Origin of the sequence: Peribacillus sp. YIM B13482, assembly GCF_042787975.1 — a bacterium.
Classification (GTDB): Bacteria; Bacillota; Bacilli; order Bacillales; family DSM-1321; genus Peribacillus; species Peribacillus simplex_A.
In genome coordinates this window covers 21611-41518 of sequence record NZ_JBHZPF010000050.1, presented here as the reverse complement: position 1 = coordinate 41518, position 19908 = coordinate 21611, and the positions used below count along the sequence as shown (strand labels likewise).

General features: G+C 37.6%; 17 protein-coding genes and 3 pseudogenes. 14 read left to right on the top strand and 6 right to left on the bottom strand.

Annotated features, from left to right (window positions below):
• Positions 1-294: 294 nt before the first annotated feature.
• Positions 295-1212, top strand: a complete 918-nt coding sequence (locus ACFX4L_RS20070; protein ID WP_377383349.1) for a cation diffusion facilitator family transporter — start codon at positions 295-297, stop codon at positions 1210-1212.
• On the opposite strand, the gene ACFX4L_RS20065 is transcribed toward ACFX4L_RS20070, so the two are convergent.
• On the bottom strand, positions 1206-1529 hold the full coding sequence (locus tag ACFX4L_RS20065; RefSeq protein ID WP_377383351.1) for an ArsR/SmtB family transcription factor: 324 nt from the start codon (positions 1527-1529) through the stop codon (positions 1206-1208). The genes ACFX4L_RS20070 and ACFX4L_RS20065 overlap by 7 nt on opposite strands.
• 75 nt (positions 1530-1604) lie before the next feature.
• Positions 1605-2654 (bottom strand): annotated as a pseudogene (locus ACFX4L_RS20060) (flavin-containing monooxygenase).
• Positions 2655-2788: 134 nt separating this feature from the next.
• On the opposite strand from ACFX4L_RS20060, the gene ACFX4L_RS20055 reads away from it, so the two are divergent.
• A complete protein-coding gene (locus tag ACFX4L_RS20055) occupies positions 2789-3523 on the top strand; it encodes a ZIP family metal transporter (protein WP_377383353.1) in 735 nt (244 codons plus the stop codon).
• 234 nt (positions 3524-3757) lie between these two features.
• Here ACFX4L_RS20055 and ACFX4L_RS20050 read toward each other — a convergent pair whose 3' ends face one another.
• The 4 genes from ACFX4L_RS20050 to ACFX4L_RS20035 form a co-directional block, all read right to left on the bottom strand.
• The gene (locus ACFX4L_RS20050; RefSeq protein ID WP_377383355.1) at positions 3758-3925 is read right to left on the bottom strand and encodes a hypothetical protein; all 168 of its coding nucleotides are present in this window, start codon (positions 3923-3925) and stop codon (positions 3758-3760) included.
• Positions 3926-3994: 69 nt separating this feature from the next.
• A complete protein-coding gene (locus ACFX4L_RS20045; RefSeq protein WP_377383357.1) occupies positions 3995-5395 on the bottom strand; it encodes a nucleoside recognition domain-containing protein in 1401 nt (466 codons plus the stop codon).
• A complete protein-coding gene (locus tag ACFX4L_RS20040) occupies positions 5364-6089 on the bottom strand; it encodes a FeoB small GTPase domain-containing protein (protein ID WP_377383359.1) in 726 nt (241 codons plus the stop codon). The genes ACFX4L_RS20045 and ACFX4L_RS20040 overlap by 32 nt, the downstream gene beginning before the upstream one ends.
• Entirely contained in the window at positions 6082-6333 is a 252-nt protein-coding gene (locus ACFX4L_RS20035) for a FeoA family protein (protein ID WP_377383361.1), read from the bottom strand. The genes ACFX4L_RS20040 and ACFX4L_RS20035 overlap by 8 nt, the downstream gene beginning before the upstream one ends.
• A gap of 490 nt (positions 6334-6823) precedes the next feature.
• On the opposite strand from ACFX4L_RS20035, the gene ACFX4L_RS20030 reads away from it, so the two are divergent.
• From ACFX4L_RS20030 to ACFX4L_RS19975, 12 genes and pseudogenes are all read left to right on the top strand, one after another.
• A complete protein-coding gene (locus ACFX4L_RS20030) occupies positions 6824-7393 on the top strand; it encodes a copper resistance CopC family protein (RefSeq protein ID WP_377383363.1) in 570 nt (189 codons plus the stop codon).
• Positions 7394-7706: 313 nt separating this feature from the next.
• A complete protein-coding gene (locus ACFX4L_RS20025; protein WP_377405995.1) occupies positions 7707-8477 on the top strand; it encodes a copper resistance D family protein in 771 nt (256 codons plus the stop codon).
• A gap of 172 nt (positions 8478-8649) precedes the next feature.
• Positions 8650-8786, top strand: a pseudogene (locus ACFX4L_RS20020) (IS6 family transposase); the annotation flags it as partial.
• A gap of 614 nt (positions 8787-9400) precedes the next feature.
• Positions 9401-10207 (top strand): helix-turn-helix domain-containing protein, encoded by an 807-nt coding sequence (locus ACFX4L_RS20015; RefSeq protein WP_377405994.1) that lies wholly within the window; start codon positions 9401-9403, stop codon positions 10205-10207.
• A gap of 210 nt (positions 10208-10417) precedes the next feature.
• Entirely contained in the window at positions 10418-10564 is a 147-nt protein-coding gene (locus ACFX4L_RS20010; protein ID WP_377383371.1) for a hypothetical protein, read from the top strand.
• A gap of 27 nt (positions 10565-10591) precedes the next feature.
• On the top strand, positions 10592-11476 hold the full coding sequence (locus ACFX4L_RS20005) for a cysteine hydrolase family protein (protein ID WP_377405992.1): 885 nt from the start codon (positions 10592-10594) through the stop codon (positions 11474-11476).
• A 152-nt stretch (positions 11477-11628) separates the two neighbouring features.
• Positions 11629-13140: a tyrosine-type recombinase/integrase gene (locus tag ACFX4L_RS20000; protein ID WP_377405990.1), complete on the top strand. Its 1512-nt coding sequence runs from the start codon at positions 11629-11631 to the stop codon at positions 13138-13140.
• The gene (locus ACFX4L_RS19995; protein ID WP_377405988.1) at positions 13137-15257 is read left to right on the top strand and encodes a site-specific integrase; all 2121 of its coding nucleotides are present in this window, start codon (positions 13137-13139) and stop codon (positions 15255-15257) included. Before ACFX4L_RS20000 ends, ACFX4L_RS19995 begins: the two co-directional genes overlap by 4 nt.
• Positions 15226-17634 carry a site-specific integrase gene (locus ACFX4L_RS19990; RefSeq protein WP_377405986.1) on the top strand — a complete coding sequence of 803 codons (2409 nt, stop codon included), beginning with the start codon at positions 15226-15228 and terminating at the stop codon, positions 17632-17634. The genes ACFX4L_RS19995 and ACFX4L_RS19990 overlap by 32 nt, the downstream gene beginning before the upstream one ends.
• Positions 17627-18064: a hypothetical protein gene (locus ACFX4L_RS19985; RefSeq protein WP_377383380.1), complete on the top strand. Its 438-nt coding sequence runs from the start codon at positions 17627-17629 to the stop codon at positions 18062-18064. The genes ACFX4L_RS19990 and ACFX4L_RS19985 overlap by 8 nt, the downstream gene beginning before the upstream one ends.
• A 134-nt stretch (positions 18065-18198) precedes the next feature.
• Positions 18199-18345 (top strand): annotated as a pseudogene (locus ACFX4L_RS19980) (isochorismatase family protein); the annotation flags it as partial.
• 61 nt (positions 18346-18406) lie between these two features.
• On the top strand, positions 18407-19876 hold the full coding sequence (locus tag ACFX4L_RS19975) for a nicotinate phosphoribosyltransferase (RefSeq protein WP_377405984.1): 1470 nt from the start codon (positions 18407-18409) through the stop codon (positions 19874-19876).
• Positions 19877-19908: the final 32 nt, after the last annotated feature.

Sequence of the window (19908 nt, the reverse complement as noted above, 5' to 3'; positions counted from 1 at the left end):
TTCGTCTATCGTATATTTAGTCAAAAAAACTGCACCTCCAATTGTTAGATGGTGTCTAACAATTGGGGTGCAGTTCATTTTACTAGGGTCCTTTTTATTATGGTCAATTAAATTAAGTTTATTTTTAAAACACTAGTATGAGTAATTACTGTGTATATACCATAAATATCATAACCATCTGTATACTGTTTTTAAAATCCTTTTGAGGGGAATAATAAAAAAATGTTGAACTAACTAATTATATATTACATAATATATATGAGCATATATTCATATATGGAGAGGGTGTTTGGAATGGGACATAATCACGGACATTCCCATGGTCATAGTCACGGGTCGGGAAATAAAAAAGCATTATTTTTATCATTTATAATTATCACTAGTTTTATGGTTGTTGAAGTAATTGGTGGACTAGTCACTAACAGTTTGGCTTTACTGTCTGATGCAGGTCATATGCTTAGCGATGCAGCTGCATTAGGGCTTAGCTTAGTTGCCATCAAGTTAGGGGAAAGAAAAGCGTCAGCCACTAATACGTTCGGGTATAGACGGTTCGAAATCATTGCGGCATCTTTAAATGGAATTACGCTAATTGTTATTTCCCTTTACATTTTCTATGAGTCGTATCGAAGGTTGATGAACCCACCTGAAGTGCAAAGCAAGGGGATGCTATTAATCTCGGTATTAGGGTTAATCGTGAACATCATCGCTGCAGCTATCTTAATGAAAGGAGATAAGGACACAAACCTGAACGTCCGGAGTGCATTTTTACATGTCCTAGGGGACATGCTGGGATCGGTGGGAGCAATTGTGGCCGCGGTGTTAATCATGTTTTTTGGATGGGGTATCGCTGATCCAATTGCCAGTATCATTGTGGCCTTTTTGATCATTATTAGCGGATGGAGGGTGACGAAGGATTCCTTCCATGTCCTGATGGAGGGGACCCCTTCACAAATAGACATACAAAAAGTAAAGGAAACGCTACAGGGCATCCCTCAAGTTGAAGATGTTCATGACCTTCATGTCTGGTCCATCACTTCTGAGATGCCAATGTTAAGCTGTCACATCGTGTTTAGTGGGGAAGGAAGCCATGATACGATACTCCATCAAGCGCAAAAGATCCTTCACGATGAATTTGGGTTTGATCACAGTACGCTCCAGGTGGAGAATGCAGACCAGGGATGCGCAAGTCCGCATAGTACATGTAACTATTGATGGTTAGCATGATCAATGGCCTGTTTCAAGAGACCCATTACATGTTCATCATCATGCGTGTAGAAAAGGGTGGTTCCTTCCCTACGAAATTTCACCAAACGCAAGTTCTTAAGAAAGCGAAGCTGGTGTGATACGGTCGATTGAAGCAAAGATAGTTTATCGGCAATGTCATTTACAGAGTATTCCCCGTGAAACAGTAAGTGTAGAATGCGTAAGCGGGTCGGGTCTGATAAAGCTTTAAAAGTTTGCGAAACGATAAATAATGTTTCTTCATCAAGGTTATCTGTCAAGTGATGATTATCATTTTGGTTCTCCAAGTGATCAACTCCCTATACTAATTATAACAAAAAATATGAACTAAAAATCATGGGCATTTTATGCCCATGATTTTTTTAATTGTTACCAATGACCTGGGCTAAATACTCTGCATCTTCACCGACTCCCGTCAAGAGGGCCGAACCGCGCTTGTGCTGCCAGGGTCTTCCTAAAAAATACAAGCCATCGACATTGGAAAGGCCTCTTTGTTGGATAGGGTTGCCACTTTCGTCCCATACGAAAGGAATGTTAATCCAACTGTAACTTGATTTGAATCCAGTTGCCCAAATAACGTTCTGGACATCCAGCTCCTCACTGCCCAAGAACCCCATTGAATGTCCTTCGCATTTAAAAGCTCGTGGCAAAATATTTATTTTACCGTCTCTTATCAATTCCTTAAGGTCATTACCGAAAATTGGGTCACCTGCGTTTCTAAGTTTTTGGCCTATTCTAGAGTCCCTTTTCGCCCTCAGTAGCCCGAGCCGGTCGAACCACCAAAATGTGCTTTTCCCTAAAATGGATAACGGTAGATGACGTGGTTTTTGACCTACCGAGAGATAAACTTTCCTCGTTGCAGCAAGTTCGACTGCAATTTGAGCCCCTGAATTACCTCCACCCACGACTACTGAAATACCTGGTTTTAGTTGAGAAGGTTCCCGATACCATGAAGAGTGTATTTGAAATACCATGGGTGAAAGATTCCTAGCAATTTCCGGAATGAAAGGTGTTTGAAATGGGCCTGTGGCGATAATGACTTGTCTTGCTTGAAATGTGCCTTTTGTCGTCGTCAGGAAAAAAGTGTCGTCCTGTTTATCCATAACCATCACTTCTGTTTCCATTTGGATCGGTAACTCAAAAGTTAGGGCATATTGTTCAAGGTAATCTGCTACCTCGTCTTTAGTTGGAAATCCTTGTGGATGCCCCTTTAGAGTTAATCCTGGCAGGGAACTAAGGTATCTTGGTGTAAATAAAGTCAGAGAATTATACCTTTTTCTCCAAGTATCCCCGATTCGGGTCCCTCCATCAATGATGATAAAAGTTTGCTCGGTCTTAGAGAGCTAATACCCCATGCAGAGCCCTGCCTGACCGGCCCCGACTATGATTGTATCTAAAATAATCAAGTTCATTCACCTCAATATTATAATATGAGCATATATTCATATTATATCTTAATGATGGTTCAGTGCAAAAGCAAAATAAAAGAGCTTAACCTCCAAATTATGAATATAATGTACCAAACATTTATTAATGGAGGTTGTTTATGTTAGATGGCCTGAAGATCAGCCTGTTTATAATGATGATGATTTTCCTTGGTACAGGCTTAGGAGGCCTTGCCACCAAATATATGGGTGGGGTTTTTAGGAATAATCATTCGCTGTTACATATGTTCTGTGGTGGATTATTAGTCGCGTTATTGGGATTAGAAATCTTTCCGGAAACGATTAGTGATTACAATTCCCTTGGCATACTTGCTGGAATGTCCTCAGGAATCTTCTTCATGATAATTATGGATCACGTTCTACATAACGTGAAAGGTTTACATATTGAGAAGCCCCAAATGTACATTTTCCTGTTCCTTGCACTCTTCATTCACAGCATACCTACAGGCTTGGCCTTAGGCATGAGTTTTCAGGACCCGCAATTCCAAAATCTATCCCTGTTCTCGGCCATTCTGATTCATCACTTTCCGGAAGGCATGGTCTTGATGGTTTCAGTCATGATTTCAAATGCCAACCCTAAAGTTTTTTGGGTGTTTAGCCTTTTGCTTTCCTTTGCAGTTGGTACCACTTCATATATTGGAATCACAATAAATACTGGGTCAATAAAGGTCCAAACCCTGCTTTTGGGAGCAGCTCTTGGTACCCTAAGTTATGTCACTCTCTATGAAATACTATGGAAGGGGGCTTCCGACCGTTTCACCCCATTGATGTTCGGAGCTGCTTTGGCTGGATTCCTAACCTTTCTATTCCTGCAAATCGCTGCCTTTAGCCATTGATAAATAGTTGTAGCCGTATTTAAAAGAAACGAATACTCCACACGGTGGGTTAAAGCTATAGACGGATTATGTGACTTGTCATTATAATGACAAATTTGTATTCAACAAAATAAATCCTGCCCCCCAAAAATACAGAGGGCAGGATTCTCTTATCTATAAAAGGACGTACACCTACTTTAAGGAATGCTTATATTTAAAGAACCCCCCTTGGTGATGATGATTTTTACAAGTGACCTAACGATTGCCATTCAATGATAGAAACACTGAAATGGCAATTAGTATTGCGAGGGAAAAGACACCAATCACCAACCAAAGTTTATTCTTTTCCTTTAGCAAGTGTAGCCCTGTTATAAAGCAAAGTAGCGCAAGTGCGACTACGATTATTCCTAACCCAATGTACACGGCCAGCCCCCATAACTGTACTCTATTTTTATTTCCCTTTGAAATGGCTTTATTTCATTTTACCTATTTTCAACCTAAGCCCAATAGAAGTGCTAGCTGAGCCACCGCAAATGTCACCAGGAAGGCAATCCCAGTAGGTATCATGAAGGACCAGAATGTCCATTTAACACTCTTTGTTTCCTTATATATATTAATCAGTGTTGTACCACAAGGATAATGAAGCAGGGAAAACAACATCATGTTCAATGCGGTAATCCACGTCCAACCATGGTCGAGAAATATTTGCTTTAAATCTTCGATACCATCGACATCCATTAACGATCCCGTCGATAGATACCCCATTAACAGGATAGGCAATACAATTTCGTTTGCCGGCAGACCAATTAGAAAAGCCATTAGTATATACCCATCCAGTCCGACTAACTGTCCCAGCGGGTCCAGGAAGTTAACGATGTATAAAAGAATGCTAGTATCCCCAATCTGTATATTTGCTAGAACCCAGGTTAGAATTCCAGCCGGGGCTGCCACTTTTATGGCACGATAGAGAACGGAGAGTGATTTGTTTAAAGATGACCTCACAATTGTATCGAAAAATTTAGGTTTCCTATAAGGTGGGAGCTCTAGAGTGTAATGTGTGGGAACCCCCTTAAGAGCCGTCTTAGAAAGTATCCACGATACAAGGAATGTGGTCATGATGCCGAATATCACAATTCCAACGATCACTGAAGTTGTCACGATTGATTTCACCCCCCCAGTGAAACCCGAGGCCATAAAGAGGGAAGATAGAATGATTAATGTACCCCAACGTCCATTACAAGGGACAAAATTATTGGTTAAGATGGCTAACATACGTTCCCTTGGAGATTCAATAATCCTGGAGGACATGACGGCTGCTGCATTGCAACCAAATCCCATCGCCATGGTGAGCGATTGTTTCCCGTGGGCGCCTACAGTTTTGAATAATCGGTCCATATTGAAGGCGACTCGTGGAAGATATCCATAATTCTCAAGCAAGGCAAAGACAGGGAAGAAAATAGCCATAGGTGGAAGCATGACACTGATCACCCAGCTCGTTCCGCGATATAACCCAAGCACAAGAACCCCATGCAGCCAATCAGGTGCGCCGATATTAATAAAGAAGACAGTCAAATAACCTTCAACCCATCCGAAAAAGTCGGCCAACATTGAAGATGGAATGTTAGCCCCGGCGATGGTTAAGTAGAATACCGCGCCCAACATAATCAACATGATGGGAAAGCCGAAAATTGGAGAGGTAAAAATAGCATCCAATTTTTCCGTTCTCTCGTTATGTTTGGCTTTTGAGAAAGTGACTCCTGCTTTGATTAATTGATTACTTTGTTTGTAGAGCTGTTCGACTATTCGATCTCGGATATGTGGAGAGGAAAGGCTGTCTGCCTGTTGAAATAGTTCATCCATATTAAGCTGTTCCTTCGATGTTTTTATCTCCATATTTACCTCCCTCTTTTATGGCATTTCTCTTTTCCACTTGCCTTAACAAGTCCTTATCCCCATCCAAGAGACGTAAGGTAAGCCATCTTGTAGGAAGGTCATCGCCGAATATCTTTCGTACCATTGGTTCAAGAGTTTTTATCCTTTGTTCAATTTCATCATCATAGGGCATGTGGAAAGGGGTGCACTGAATATCCCCTATTAATAAACGGTCAATGGTATCAAGCAACAGGGGTATCCCGTCTTTGTTTCTTGCAGAAATTTTAATGACGGGAACGCCTAATCGTCTCATTAAAGCCATTTCATTTACACGGATACCTAATTTCTCCGCCTCATCCATTAAATTTATACAGATGATGGTCCGTTCGGTCATTTCCAAAACCTGCAAAGCCAAATTCAAATTCCTTTCCATTGCTGTCGCATCGAGAATCACAATAGTGACATCGGGTTTTTCAAACACGATGTAGTTCCTGGCGATTTCCTCGTCCAACGAATTTGAATATAGGGAGTAGGTGCCGGGAAGATCAATAATTTCATATTGCTTTTCCTTGAAAGAAAAGGTTCCGGCTTTCATATCGACAGTCTTTCCAGACCAATTCCCGGTATGCTGCCTCAAACCTGTAAGAAGGTTAAATAAGGTGCTTTTGCCTGTATTGGGATTTCCTGCAAGGGCTATTCGAAACGTATCACTCATATTGAACCAGCTCTCCTTCAATCTTTTGACTCTCCTCTTTCCTTAAAGCGATGCAAGTTTGGCTTACACGGAAGGCGATAGGATCGCCCAAGGGACTTTTACGAAGCACTTCGACAACGGCTCCAGGAACAAATCCTAAATCAAGTAGCCTTCGCCGCATGACACCAACGATACCTAAATGATTGATGCGGATAAAGTCTCCCTTGTTTCCATCATATAATGACATCTTTTTAGACAACCCCATCAATATTTCACCTCTTCATTTTTTTTTACCATACGCAACTTTTATTATATATTATGGGATATTTTCTTCTATTGTCAAAGAAAATAAAAATTTTATTAGAATTTTTTAAAATTTAAAGACATTTAAGCATATTTTTATATATTGGCTTTTCATTCTTTATTGAGGTTTTAACGTGTAATTATTTCTGGGAATTGGGATATTCTTAACGTTCTAAATCCGCATTTTCATGATAAACATCTGTTATTATGTTAGCCTTATCCGACTAAAGTACTCTTAATCAAATGGTACTGTATGGAAATAAAATACTTGATATTCTATCATTGCAAATAAATAAAAGGTTAGTACAAGTGGGAATAAATGATTTAAACCTAGTAAAGAATCTGTTTTTCATTTTGAAAAACTAGATTTTTTATAGATCACGACAACAACAATATAAACCGTTTTAATCAACTAGTTGAAAATGCTGGTGAAAATAAGGAGGTCATTGATTTTGAAAAAGTCATTCTATATTTTATTCTTTCTACTGTTCGCTTTCTCTACTTCAGTTTCAGCACATACCGGGTTAGAGAAGTCTTCTCCATCAAATGGAGACACGATAAAAGAGGAAATTCAGGATATCACGATGGAATTTGAAACGGGATTGGAGACTGGCAGTTCCTTCACTTTACTTTTAGATGGTGAAAAGGAAATCCCGGTTTCAAACATTAAAGTGGATGGAAATAAATTGACGGGTGCGTCTAATGAGCCGTTAGAAAACGGAAAGTATACAGTGAAATGGAATATCATCGGGGAAGACGGACACATCATCGATGGGGAATATGGTTTTACTGTGGCGAAAGCGAATGCAAATAAGGAGAGTACCGAGTCACCAACAAAATCGGATGAAGATAAACCTCAAACAATCGAAAAACCAGAAAAGGCATCAGAACAAGCACCAGCTGCAAGTGATGTGCAAGAAGAATCTCAATCGAATGCTAACTTCATGCCGATACTAATAGGAATTTTACTTGTTGTGGCGATTTTCGTGACTGTCTGGTTGATGAGAAAAGGAAAAAAATGATTTACGCGTTATATCTAACTGAAACATTATTATATTTATGTTTTTCTTTATTGATGGGAACGTTTATCATGCAATTGATTCCATCAACCAAAAAGCCATCGATTCATATTCATAAACGATGGCTCCAATTTTCCATAGTAGGTATTCTACTGTTCTCTTTAATGCCAGTACTTTATTTAATCTTTATGCTATTTAATGACACGGGTATTTCTTTAAGCGTTCAAGATGTATTTTAAGCTTTAAAGTTGGGAAGGGGTGGATCATCACCTTCATTATTTCGGTTTTCTTTTATCTGTTCGTGTCCTTCTTTCCTGTGTTAAAAAATAAGAGGTATTCGGTTATTTCCATTTTATTTCTCGTTTTTATTATTTTTACAATTGGTTGGGCCAGCCACCCTGCTTCTCTAAATGAGTGGACAGGTTTTATTTATCATTCGATTCACTATACAGCGGTAAGTGTATGGGTGGGAACACTGTTAATTGTCAGCTGGTTTTCAAAAAATCAGGAGAATTGGTTAGCGTTCTTAAAATGGTTCACACCAACAGCCATCTTTTGTCTTGGTCTGACGATCCTATCGGGATTTCTTATTATGTCAATCATTTTGGATGCCAAGGATTATGCAAATTCATGGATGCTGAACTATGGACAGGCCTTATTAATTAAGCATGTAATCGTACTTCCTATATTGATATTTACTTTTATAAATGGTTTTTGGATAAAAAAGCACCTGTATAACGGGTCAACCTTTAACCTTAAGCCATGGACGAAGGCAGAGAGTATTCTGTTATTTTTTATTTTTACAGTTACGGCCGTTCTCGGGCAGCAAGAGCCACCAAAAGAGATTGAAACGACGATGAAAGATAGTGGGACTCTGTTTCAATATATCTATGGTGGAACAGTACCACCATCATTGCCAGTTCAACTAGAGCTTAATTTCATTCACCAATTCTCTGTTGGTTTATCGGCTGTTTTCTTAATCCTTGTTTTATTGTCTTTTATCAAAAAAGCCCCCGTTATTTCATTATTGTTAAGCTTATTTCTTGTTATTTCCATATACTTGACGCTTATGTTCAGTATTCAATAAAGAATTATCTCATTGTCAAAAGTGCCTCATGAACAACTATATTAGCGTAAACAAAAAGAATCCATTTTGAAATTAGATTGATCAAAATTGATTCTTTTCTTTATGTATCTGTATCGTGCAGTGGATTTTTAAGGAAACACGAATGAATTTATTTCAGTAAAACAAGAGACAAAACAAAATGGCTGCAAACCACTTCTTCAAGAAAGCTTTGCGGTCTTTCATGCTTATAAGCCTCGTATAAGGACGGTCGATAAGAATCTCGTTTACCCTATAGCCAATGATGAGTTGAAAAAAGTGAAAAATATTCCTGATGCAAGATCTTAACTTTAAATTATGAGAGTCCGTTCTATACTAGGATTAAAAAGTTTCGAACAGTCAAACAGATCACCTATGAAGTGGAGGTGCATATGCTGAAAAAGCTCTCTCCTTTTACCACATCCAAACGAACAACTGGATTTTCGGGGAAAGTAACCAGCAGAGAGTGTTATAAAGAACTGTCTTAGCCGATCGGGCCAATGGGTATTGGAAAAAGCATGTATCTTGCCATATTGCATGAAAGATGATCCATAGTCAAGATACTATTGGAATCTCGGATTGGACTCGAATCAATACTTTTATCGTGTTTTAATATTATTTTAAGAAAACAAAATTATTAACTAATTTTTATACTGGTCAATTTATAGAAAGGTTACGAGGACAAGTGTTTTTTAATAAAGGACATAAAAGTATTCTTTCTTATATTGATTTATATAGGTTTTTTTATAATCAGCAAAAAAAATAAAAAAGAAAACCTTGTTTTTATATAAAAAAATCAATAGGTTGAATATTCTGATTCTTTTTATTGCACGATAGCAAAATGTATGATTCAATAATATTAGACGCTGTTTCCAGTAGGTATAGATAATTAATTGGAGTGAGAGGAAATGAATCAAATTACTTCTTGGGGGTATTTTATGAAACACTATACGGTTAAAGAGGGTGCCATTTTATTGAGTAAGAGTGAGGAAACTATTCGTAGGTGGTTACGTAAAGGCGATGTTTTTCCAAATGCCCAATACAATTCAGATAAAGAAGGATGGAAAATACCAGCGACGGATATCTTTCTATTATCAAAACCATCGATTAATGAACAACCTAAAACAAATAACCAGACACTAACAGTATCACAGGTCGCTTCTAGACTAGGCAAAAGCGAGGAAACCATCAAACGTTGGCTCAGATCTGGTGAACAATTCCCTAACGCTTTTAAGGACAGCGATGTACAGGGATGGCGTATCCCTGAAAATGACTTAACTTACAATAATTTTAAACGAGCACATCCGGTGCAATCTCCTGTTAAATCCCAATCTCCTTCAGTGCCATACACCAATGTTATCCATCAAGAAATAAATCAGAACAGAGACCTAGTAACTCTTGCATATAAAGCAGTGACATTAACATCACCTACAGAAGACATGGTTGCATTGTTATCTCAAGTGGGTATTCAGAGATGTATGGAAGTACTTCTGATATTGCAGCAATCACGTTTAAAGGTAAGAAACGTTGAAGGTTTTATAAAGAAAGCAATTAGAGACAATTGGAGTACTGATACAGTTCCTATAAAGATACCAAGGAGTCAGAGTAAAAAGTTGTATGAACTTACGCAAGATGAGTATTCACAAATAGTGAACAATAAAGAAAATCCTGCCCAAGATCATGTTCCTTTCTACAATTGGTTGGAAGAGGATTGAAAAAAATTACCTCTCGATATCTAAAATTTCATATAAAATCCTCTTCCAAACTAAACGATTTACAACAGTGTTAGGCAGACAGAAAAAAATTGCATTTGAATCCCAAATCAAATGATAAAACGCAAATGTACCAACTTGCCCCAGTATCATAGATCACAATCTGGCACTAAGCTTCGGAAGGTTGCCCAAGACTTACTGGAAGTCTACTAAGTGAAAATCCATAAAAAGGTTGAACAAGCGATTGGACAAATCATTTCTGTTCGTTGGAATCCTGTCAATATTATAGCGAACAGCCAGTCCATTGATATTGAGAGTCTACATAGAAAAGAAAACACCGGGGAGAACTTGAACACATGAAGCTGTTATAGGAGGAGAATGAAAAAAATGAATATTTTATTTGAAGAATTAATTGATATTAATTTAATCGGGAAAGCGACTACAAAAAAGCCCAATTTAAAAAACTTAAATTCTAATCCAACAATTAATAAAGACGTGGCTGTAATTGGTATTGATTTTCAAAATGACTTCTTGGAAGAAGGAAATCTGGCTGTTGCTAATTCTTATCAAGACGTTAGAAACTTTGCTAAGTTCATTTATGAAAATGTGGATGCTATAGATGATATTTTTATGAGCTTAGATATTCATCAGCCTAAACAAATTTTTCATCCTGCTTGGTGGGTAAATGATAAAGGACAGTATCCTGAGCCTTTTACGGTTATTACTTATCAAGATGTATTGGAAGGTAAGTGGGCACCTATTTACCAAAAGCAAGAAAGTATAGAGTACCTTCGTGGACTAGAGGCAACTAAAAATAAGTCCTTGATAATTTGGAGTTTCCATTGCCTACAAGGTACATTTGGTGCTGCGATTGAAACGCAATTATCTAACTTATTATTTGCTTATTCTTTGTATAAAGATAAGGATGTACATTACGTGACAAAAGGGTTAAATCCTATCTCTGAAATGTATGGAATAATAAAACCTGAGTATTCAAAAACGGATTTAACAGACAAAAATCTTTTAAATCAATTGCAGAATTATAAAACGATAGTTATTGGTGGAGAGGCTAAGTCTCACTGTGTACTTGAGACAGTCAAACAGATTGTAGAAGAGTTTGAAATGATGAATCACAAAGATTACTTAATTTATGTGTTAGAAGATTGTACATCTTCCATCACAGGTTTTGAAGAAGCCACAGATGATGAATATAAAAAATTAGCTTCAAAATACCCAATTAAACTAACTACAATTAAAGAACTTAAATTTTAATTGATAATGGAAGAGGGAGTTCCCTCTTCGGTCAGATACATACATTTTTAAACGTCGGAGGTTGATTATAATGAGAAAAATTTATCATGATGATAGCTTAGCTTTGCACACAGGTGCTTGTGATATTGATAATTTGAGAGATGTAAATGTAAATGGCTAAAAGTAGTAAATTTGACTACAACCACTTGAGACATATTGATAATACATTGGATAGAACTGAAAGATTAAGAGCCTTCGCCCAGATTTATTCTTCTGCAAAGATAAATGGTCTACATTATGTGAATTTTGATGGCAAGGAAAATATAATTCAAATTTACACTCCTTCTCATAAACTGCATTACTTTAGTACTTGTTTTTTATTAAAACAAAAGTACAATGACACACCTATAAATACTGTTTCAAGACAAGCGCATCAACTGAGAAGATTTTTGGACTTTATTGAGCTTTGGAATATTGATTTGTTAGAAGTCGATATCTTTACAGTTGTTGTATCCTTTGTTAGTTACTTACGTTTATTAAAGAGTTTAAGAGCCACTCCTAACCGGGCAATTGAATGGTCATTACTAAAACATGTGCCTATGCATGAAAGAGCAAAGCATTTCGGTAAAGTGTCCTCTATTGGCTTAAATTTCGAAGGAATAATGGTTCAAGACAGATTTGAAGATTTTACCCATAATACTATAAGCGGCTTTGTCGAAATGGCATGTAAGTATCTAGGCTTTTTAAAAAAAGAAACCCACGAATTCGAGGATATAGACCTTACGTCTATTCCGGTAAAGCAAAGAGCATTCACAACTACCACATCAGGTCCAACAGGGAGAAAAACGTATGTAATAGCATCCGATGTACACGCCATACTGAGGGAAGCTAATTTTAGAATTCCAAACGCTTCAGCAGGGCACATCCAGCCGTTATCGGAAGAAGTGATGACTGAAGAAGATGTAAACAATTTCATGTCATTGATTCCTTCAGGCGATATCCAAACAAGACTTTTGTTTTACATCTTGAAGTCCTTCGGACTTAGAAGGTCTGAGGCTCGAAACCTTCTTTTTGTTTCTGAAAACGTACCTAAGGACTTTTACCTTTGGGATATTAACAGGGCACAGGTATGGTTAAAGAGCGAGATGCATGGTGATTTATCGTATGATAACAGGCTAAAAGCATGGGTTTGTTGTGTAGTGAAAAGAGAGGTTGCCAATTTTCAATCACAAAATAAAACTGTCAGAACACGACTAATTCCTAACTTCTTCTCGCAGCAGGATCTCACAAACTTATTACTTGAGCATATCAAGGAAAGACAGTTGTTAATGGAAGAGATAGGGCTAGAACATGATTACTTATTTTACTCAAATTCAAATAATTCAAAGGGAGAGGCAATTACCGGTGGTACGATTTATTCTAAGTACCGAAGAGTTATTTCCGGTTCTGAAAAAGAAAATTTTTACCTCAACTTTTCCCCGCATTCCTTCCGACATTTTTTTGCAACTAGCTTAATCCGCATTAAACGCAAACCAATTTTCGATGTTTCTAGGTGGTTAGGTCATAGAGATGAAAAAACAACTAGAACAATTTATCTTCATTACCTGCCGGGACGCGATAATTTGCCTACAGACGATAAAGTAGGAGATATGGCTGCTACTTTCAAAAATGGTGGAAAGGTATGAATTTGATGAAAACAGAGTGGCTTGAGATTGAAGAATTGTCTATAGTAAACCAATACGGTGAGACGAGAAAGAAATCTTTAAGAGGTATATTGGGAAGATTGAAAGCTGAATATTCCACAGGGGAGATTTGGCTGAAAACTCCTTTAGAAGAAAAGGAACATATTATCAGATGGGGCAACAAAAAGGACTCAAGATATATTTTATCTTGGGCAATGGAAAGTGGTATAATGCAACATCCTGAATATAGAAAAGCAATTATAGATTACTTTAGTAAGTTTTATAATGCTGTGGGAGGATTATGTAAGGAGTTAGCCGAGCATTACCAGTTTGTCACTGAAGAGGAAGCTGAAGCACTAAAAAAGTTGAGAAGGGACTCCGAGAAAGAGCCTTTTGTTAGTAGTTTTTATAAGTTGTGCGTTACTTTTGGAAAGAAGTTGAAGGATATTACGGAAAAAGATGTACTAGAGAGCTGTGTAGACTGGTCATTAAACTCGATCGTTACCTCAAGAAATATCATACAAAAAGCAAGGTTCGCTCTTGGTTATACAACGAAGAAGCAAATTGTTTATAAAAATAATAAAAAAATATTTCCGGTTGAAAAACTGGCCAATGAACACCCACATCTTGAAACTCCTATCCGAGATTATCACAAATACTTGATAGCCGGGGGATACTTAAAAACAACTATAAATAAGAAAATTAGTACCTTATCAAATTTTCTATCATTTCTAAAAGAACAAAGCGATACTGTACAGTTATCAAACTTCCGAAGAACAGAGTTCTGGGCTTACTATTCTTGGTTAGATCTGAAGTTTGGCACATCTTATACTTATGCACATATTATTAATGCTAAATTGTTTATTGAATGGGGGTTAAATGAGTACCCTGATTTTCCAAAGGCTATAGACTACCCTGAAGGGCTTTCGTCAAAAATAAATCGTGCTTTAGAAGCAGAGCAAGAAAATAGCGATGGTCGTGCTTTTCCTATAGAAGGATTAGCTCAAAGAATAATTCAGGAAAGTTATGCGTATGATCCTAAAACTGAAAGGGAAACGTTATGTAGGGACTTCTGGCTGATTGTCGGGTCTTGTCCTGTTCGATTTGATTTTGTTCATAACCTTGAGTTAGATTGCCTTAAGCCCATGTTAAACAGTGATAGTTTTCTAGGGTTAACATCCACATACAGGGATAAAGCTGGCAATGTTAATGCACAGTTCCCTCTGTTTGATGGCATTGGAATTGAAGCGATACAACGCCTTCAGAAACGATCCCATGAAAAAGGATTTGGAGCAATTACTAATCCTAAAAACAAGCAGAAGTATGTTCACCTTTTCCATGAAGATAAGGTCAATGGTCTTCTACCAAGTACTGCTATTAGGCTTTTTTTAAAAGATAGAATTCTCCCTCGGATAAAAGAGATTGAAGATTATATGATTAAAAATGATGGTGATATGTTTGAGATAGGCGCCCACGGATTTAGACATTTTATTGCTACCGTAGTACAAGCCAAAACAAGAAATATAAAGGCGACCCAGTTTGTACTCGGTCATCATGACGAAAAAATGTCTATGCGTTACCTTAGAAGTAAAATCTCGCGTAACACTCTTCTATACTCCATAGTTGATGGTTATGAAAAGCAGGAGATTTCAGGGAAATTCTATCTGAAAATCATTGAAATGTGGAATGATGAATCCATTGAAGATAGTAAGTTGTTTGATGTTTTCATGTCAGACATGAATTTAACTACTTTCCTAAAACAATATGGTCGTAAAAGGGATATGGGTTGGTGTATGTCTGAAGATAACTGTGAAACTTACTATCGATGCTGGGGCTGTAACTTCTTTGTTCTGAGAAGAGAAGAAATAGAGGAAGCGATTGAACTGCTAGCAACTCTTTTTCGGGAACACAGAAATCTAGTACAGAACAGTAAGGATTATACAGACAATAACCCTATCGCAGCATCTTCTATAATGACACAGGCCCTAATTCAAAAAAGGCTTACTGACTTGCGTTTGAGTCCAGAGACGATATGGGAAATGGTCAGATTGAAATTGTTAGGTAAAGATATTAAGGAGGCATTATCAAATGGGTATTTCTCTCTCGCTTCAAAAGAGTGATGATGTCATATTAAAAGGAATTCCTATAAAAATGTATGAACAAGTTCATTTATCAGTCGAAGAGTGGAGTGGGCTTGCTCCAATCGGACAAAAAAATAGGAGGACGATGTTTAAAGTCCCGTTTCATGAGTGTGTTCAAACTGACGTTACGAAATTTCTCGGAAGAGGAAAGAGCTTTAATGAAATTTTAATGAAAAACTATTTGTTAGCTCTAGCTTTTATACAAAGATGTCGATTACCTTTAGAATACACAATGAATGTTTTGACCCATTATCAATTACCCTTAGAGGATATGCCTAATTTCATAATCCTTTCGGACTTGTTTAACAATCATTATAAAACATGGAATCCTCTGAACGGAAATGACACAGTAAGAATGGCTAAAGACAAAAAATCAATACAAACTCTCGCTTTGAAATTATGGTTTTCAGGATACGGGGTAATTAAAGGGATGGGTCACGAGCCAATAACTGATGATTTATTAGAAAAGGTCGCGGATAAGTTTCAAAACTCGAACAGTAAGGCAAGACAACAAAACACTTTTATGTTACTAAGTTATCTACTTTCCAAGGAAGAAAGGTCATCAACCCAGGAACCAATGAGTTTTTCGGTTAGAAGGGACGTTTTCGAGTTAGAGTCAGAGCTCTGGTCGGAAGGGTCTCCTGCCTTTAAAACGGAGCTAACACTCCATATAAAGGAGTATGTTTTTGATTTCTTGAAAAATAGAGTAGATAAAGGACAGCTTCATATAAACACAGATATTGATGGTAATTCGGAGACCGTCCACCATAAGCAGATACAAGCCTCCACCTGGAAAAAATATTCCCGTGCTTTACGTATTTTGTGCGTGAACTATCTTTATCCTAACAAAGTACACACCATTAAAGATGTACTTCAAGGAGGTTTAATGGATGCGTTTGTTGATATGGATGAGGATAACGATATTAGGAAGTTTTCTAAACATGTCTATCTCATAGAAACTTGGTTTGATTTATACTCAAGCAAAAACAAGTTATATATTAATAAAAAACGGATTATTCCAAGTACCAACTTAGGGACACGCGATAAACGATATGGAAAACACATTGATTTTAAGCAGGCAGTTAAATTAATAGAAACTTTGCAAGATGACCAATCACCTTATCATGAAGATAATGAGTTGCAATACTTCAGAGTAAGAAAATTGTGTTTATTGATGTTAGAGACCGCAAAAAGGGCGCATGAGATAGCTTATTTAATGCTAAATTGCCTAAAACATAACGTGTATGGTGATAGCATCTTGCATTTTCATAAAACAAAAACAGATAAACATCATGATATTAAAATTTCAAAAAACGCTGTCGAATGGGTTAAGCAATTACAGAGTGTAGCCCCTTCAGAACCCATAGAAATCAAATCGGAATTATATAATGGCGGCGACGATATAAAAGCAAAGAGATTGGTTGCAGGTGCGTCTAATGTCACTCCTTTACTTCCAACCTATATAAGTTATTATCTCATACAGTTACAAAAAAGAATATGGAAAGGGAACCCTCCGCCAAGTGGTAGGTACTTCACATCTCATGATTTAAGGAGAATGGGTGCGACTTACCTGAAACTGAAAGGACTTTCCAATGAGGAAATCGCTGATAGGTTAGGGCATGAAGACTTAGCATCTCAATATTCTTACACCCTCACAGCAGGGAATGATGTATTGGATGCACTCCAAGATGTATCAAAACAAGGTTTGTACGGAATACAAACGGATGTGAACAAAAATACCATTGCTTCTGTTACAGAAGACATAAAGGTGCTCAGCGAAGAGAGTTTTTTCAACAAGGCTTCTATGGTTATTGATGTGGGGGAAGATGAGGAAAACGCTAAATCCTTTATAGACAAACTATTACAGGAAATGAATGATGTTGATCTTCCGACAAAACAATCTCAACCGGATGGAGAAATCCCAAATGGATTTCCTATGAGAACACACAATTGCAACGCTCATGAGAGGGTAACTTGTTTTCACCACACATTAAAATGTTACAAGTGTAAGAAGTACAGTCCTGATGAAGATATGTTACTGGAACATAAAGCAGAGCTTGTAAGATGGGTTGTCTTTGTTCATCACCAAGAAACTTTACTAAAGAAGACCAAAGTTAGAGTAGAGAAAAGAACGCTTCCGGTAAGGATAGACGACATTAAAAAAGACTTAAACCCTGAGACGTTTAATGAGCTATTCCGAAAGTTTAAGCATCTTTCAGAAAAAGAAGCTAAAGCTGTTGAAGAAGAGGTATATAAAACTGCGGAAAAATACATTAAAAAGCATTATAGGAAGTTACCGAGTCCTACAGCAAAGCAAATGGATGAGTTTGTGAAGAGCGGTGTTATTAATGGCTAAGAAACAAATATCCCATGCGGATTTAACTCGAGGTAGTGCCAGTGCAAAAAGAACGTTTATTAGGAGAGCACAGAAGGGGATATACCTCACTCAAAAACTGAGTAAGGAAGAAGTTTTACAAAGGATAGCCTCGACTCTACAATTGACACCTAGGAGCTTGTATTCTGGTAACAGAAAGGTATACTTAGAGGCATGGTATCAAACTTTGCTTATAGAAATTGATGAAATTCATGAGGATTTAAGGGTTAAAAAGAACCTTTCTTCGGTAGAAGAGATTAAAAATCTAACTGTAGAACAACTAATGGAAGAAGTTTCTGAAATGAAAAAGACGTTAATGGCTTACAAAACGAAGTGTGCGGAACAGGCATTAGTTATTGAAAAAATGATGAAACAAGTAGTGAAGAGACATGAAAGAGTTGAAAAAATATAGCTTATTGACCGTCGAAAGGCGGTCATTTTTGTATACCATTTTGTACTTTTGAAGTAAAATTGTATAATGAGCTTAGAAAAAACCTTGCCCTGACAGGCACGAAGTGGGTTTTTGGATATACTATCTATTCATATATTTGCATTCTGCATACGGCAATCGACGCTTATAATTTAGGATATAATATTTTTATATATGAAAATGCAGTGGCCTCATTCAATGATGCCGGTCACCATTGGGCCCTTGGGCATTTTAAAGGAACTCTAGGAGCAACCATTTTATAATATTCATTAACGCAACAGAATAGAAGGGAAGCGAATGCTTCTCTTTTGGGAGGAACTATCCATGGAAAAAAAGTACAACGACGACAGTTACGCATTACACACTGATCTTTACCAAATCAATATGGCCCAAACTTATTGGCAGGACAAAACACATAACCGAAAGGCAGTTTTCGAAATATTTTTCAGAAAGCTTCCATTTAACAGCGGATATGCGATTTTTGCGGGACTTGAAAAAATTGTCCATTACCTTCAAAACTTTTCCTTCTCGGAAAGTGATATCGACTATTTAAAAAATGATCTGCACTATGATGAAGAATTTTTAGATTATTTGCGAAACATTCGTTTCACGGGAGCGATCCGCTGCATGAAAGAAGGAGAGCTTGTCTTCGGCAATGAACCGATTTTACGGGTGGAGGCACCGCTTGCTGAGGCACAACTCATAGAAACGGCGTTGCTAAACATTGTGAACTATCACACACTCGTGGCAACAAAGGCCTCGCGCATAAAACAAGTTATTGGAGATGAATCTGCCCTTGAATTCGGTTCAAGACGGGCACAAGAAATGGATGCTGCAATTTGGGGAGCGAGAGCGGCCTATATTGCTGGCTTTGATTCCACTAGTAATGTACGGGCTGGAAAGCTGTTCGGGATTCCGGTTTCAGGAACGCATGCCCATTCCATGATCCAGGCTTATAAAGATGAATATACGGCTTTTCATAAATACGCTGTTTCCCATAAAGACTGTGTATTCTTGGTTGATACCTATGATACATTGCGTTCTGGCATCCCCAATGCAATCCGTGTTGCCAAGGAACTGGGCGATAAAATCAATTTCATTGGCGTCCGTCTTGACAGCGGTGATTTAGCTTACTTATCAAAAGAAGCACGACGTATGCTCGATGCTGCAGGGTTTCATGATGCGAAGATAGTCGCTTCCAATGACTTGGATGAATATACGATCATCAACCTGAAACAACAAGGAGCAAGAATTGACATTTGGGGCATCGGAACCAAATTGATTACGGCTTATGACCAGCCAGCGCTTGGTGCTGTTTATAAAATGGTTTCAATAGAGGGAGAAGATGGGAATATGAGAGATACCATCAAAATTTCTTCTAACCCTGAAAAGGTTACGACACCTGGCTTAAAACGAGTATATCGAATCATCAATAAAGTGAACAACCATGCTGAAGGCGACTATTTGGCCATGGAATATGAAAAGCCTCAGGAACAGGAAAAATTAAAAATGTTTCATCCTGTCCATACCTTCCTGAGTAAATTTGTCACGGATTTCGATGCCGTTGATCTGCATGTGGATATTTTCAAGGAAGGCAGCTTGATTTATGAATTACCAACCATTGATGAAATCAAGGCCTTCACGAAAAAAAATCTCGAAGTATTATGGCCTGAGTACCTTCGTGCACTTAATCCTGAAGAATACCCGGTAGATCTAAGCCAGGATTGTTGGGATAATAAAATGAGGAATATAGATGAAATTAAAGCAAATGTAGAGAGAATGCTAACGAAATGACCAATCTATTTTATCAGAAAGCGAGGCTTTGC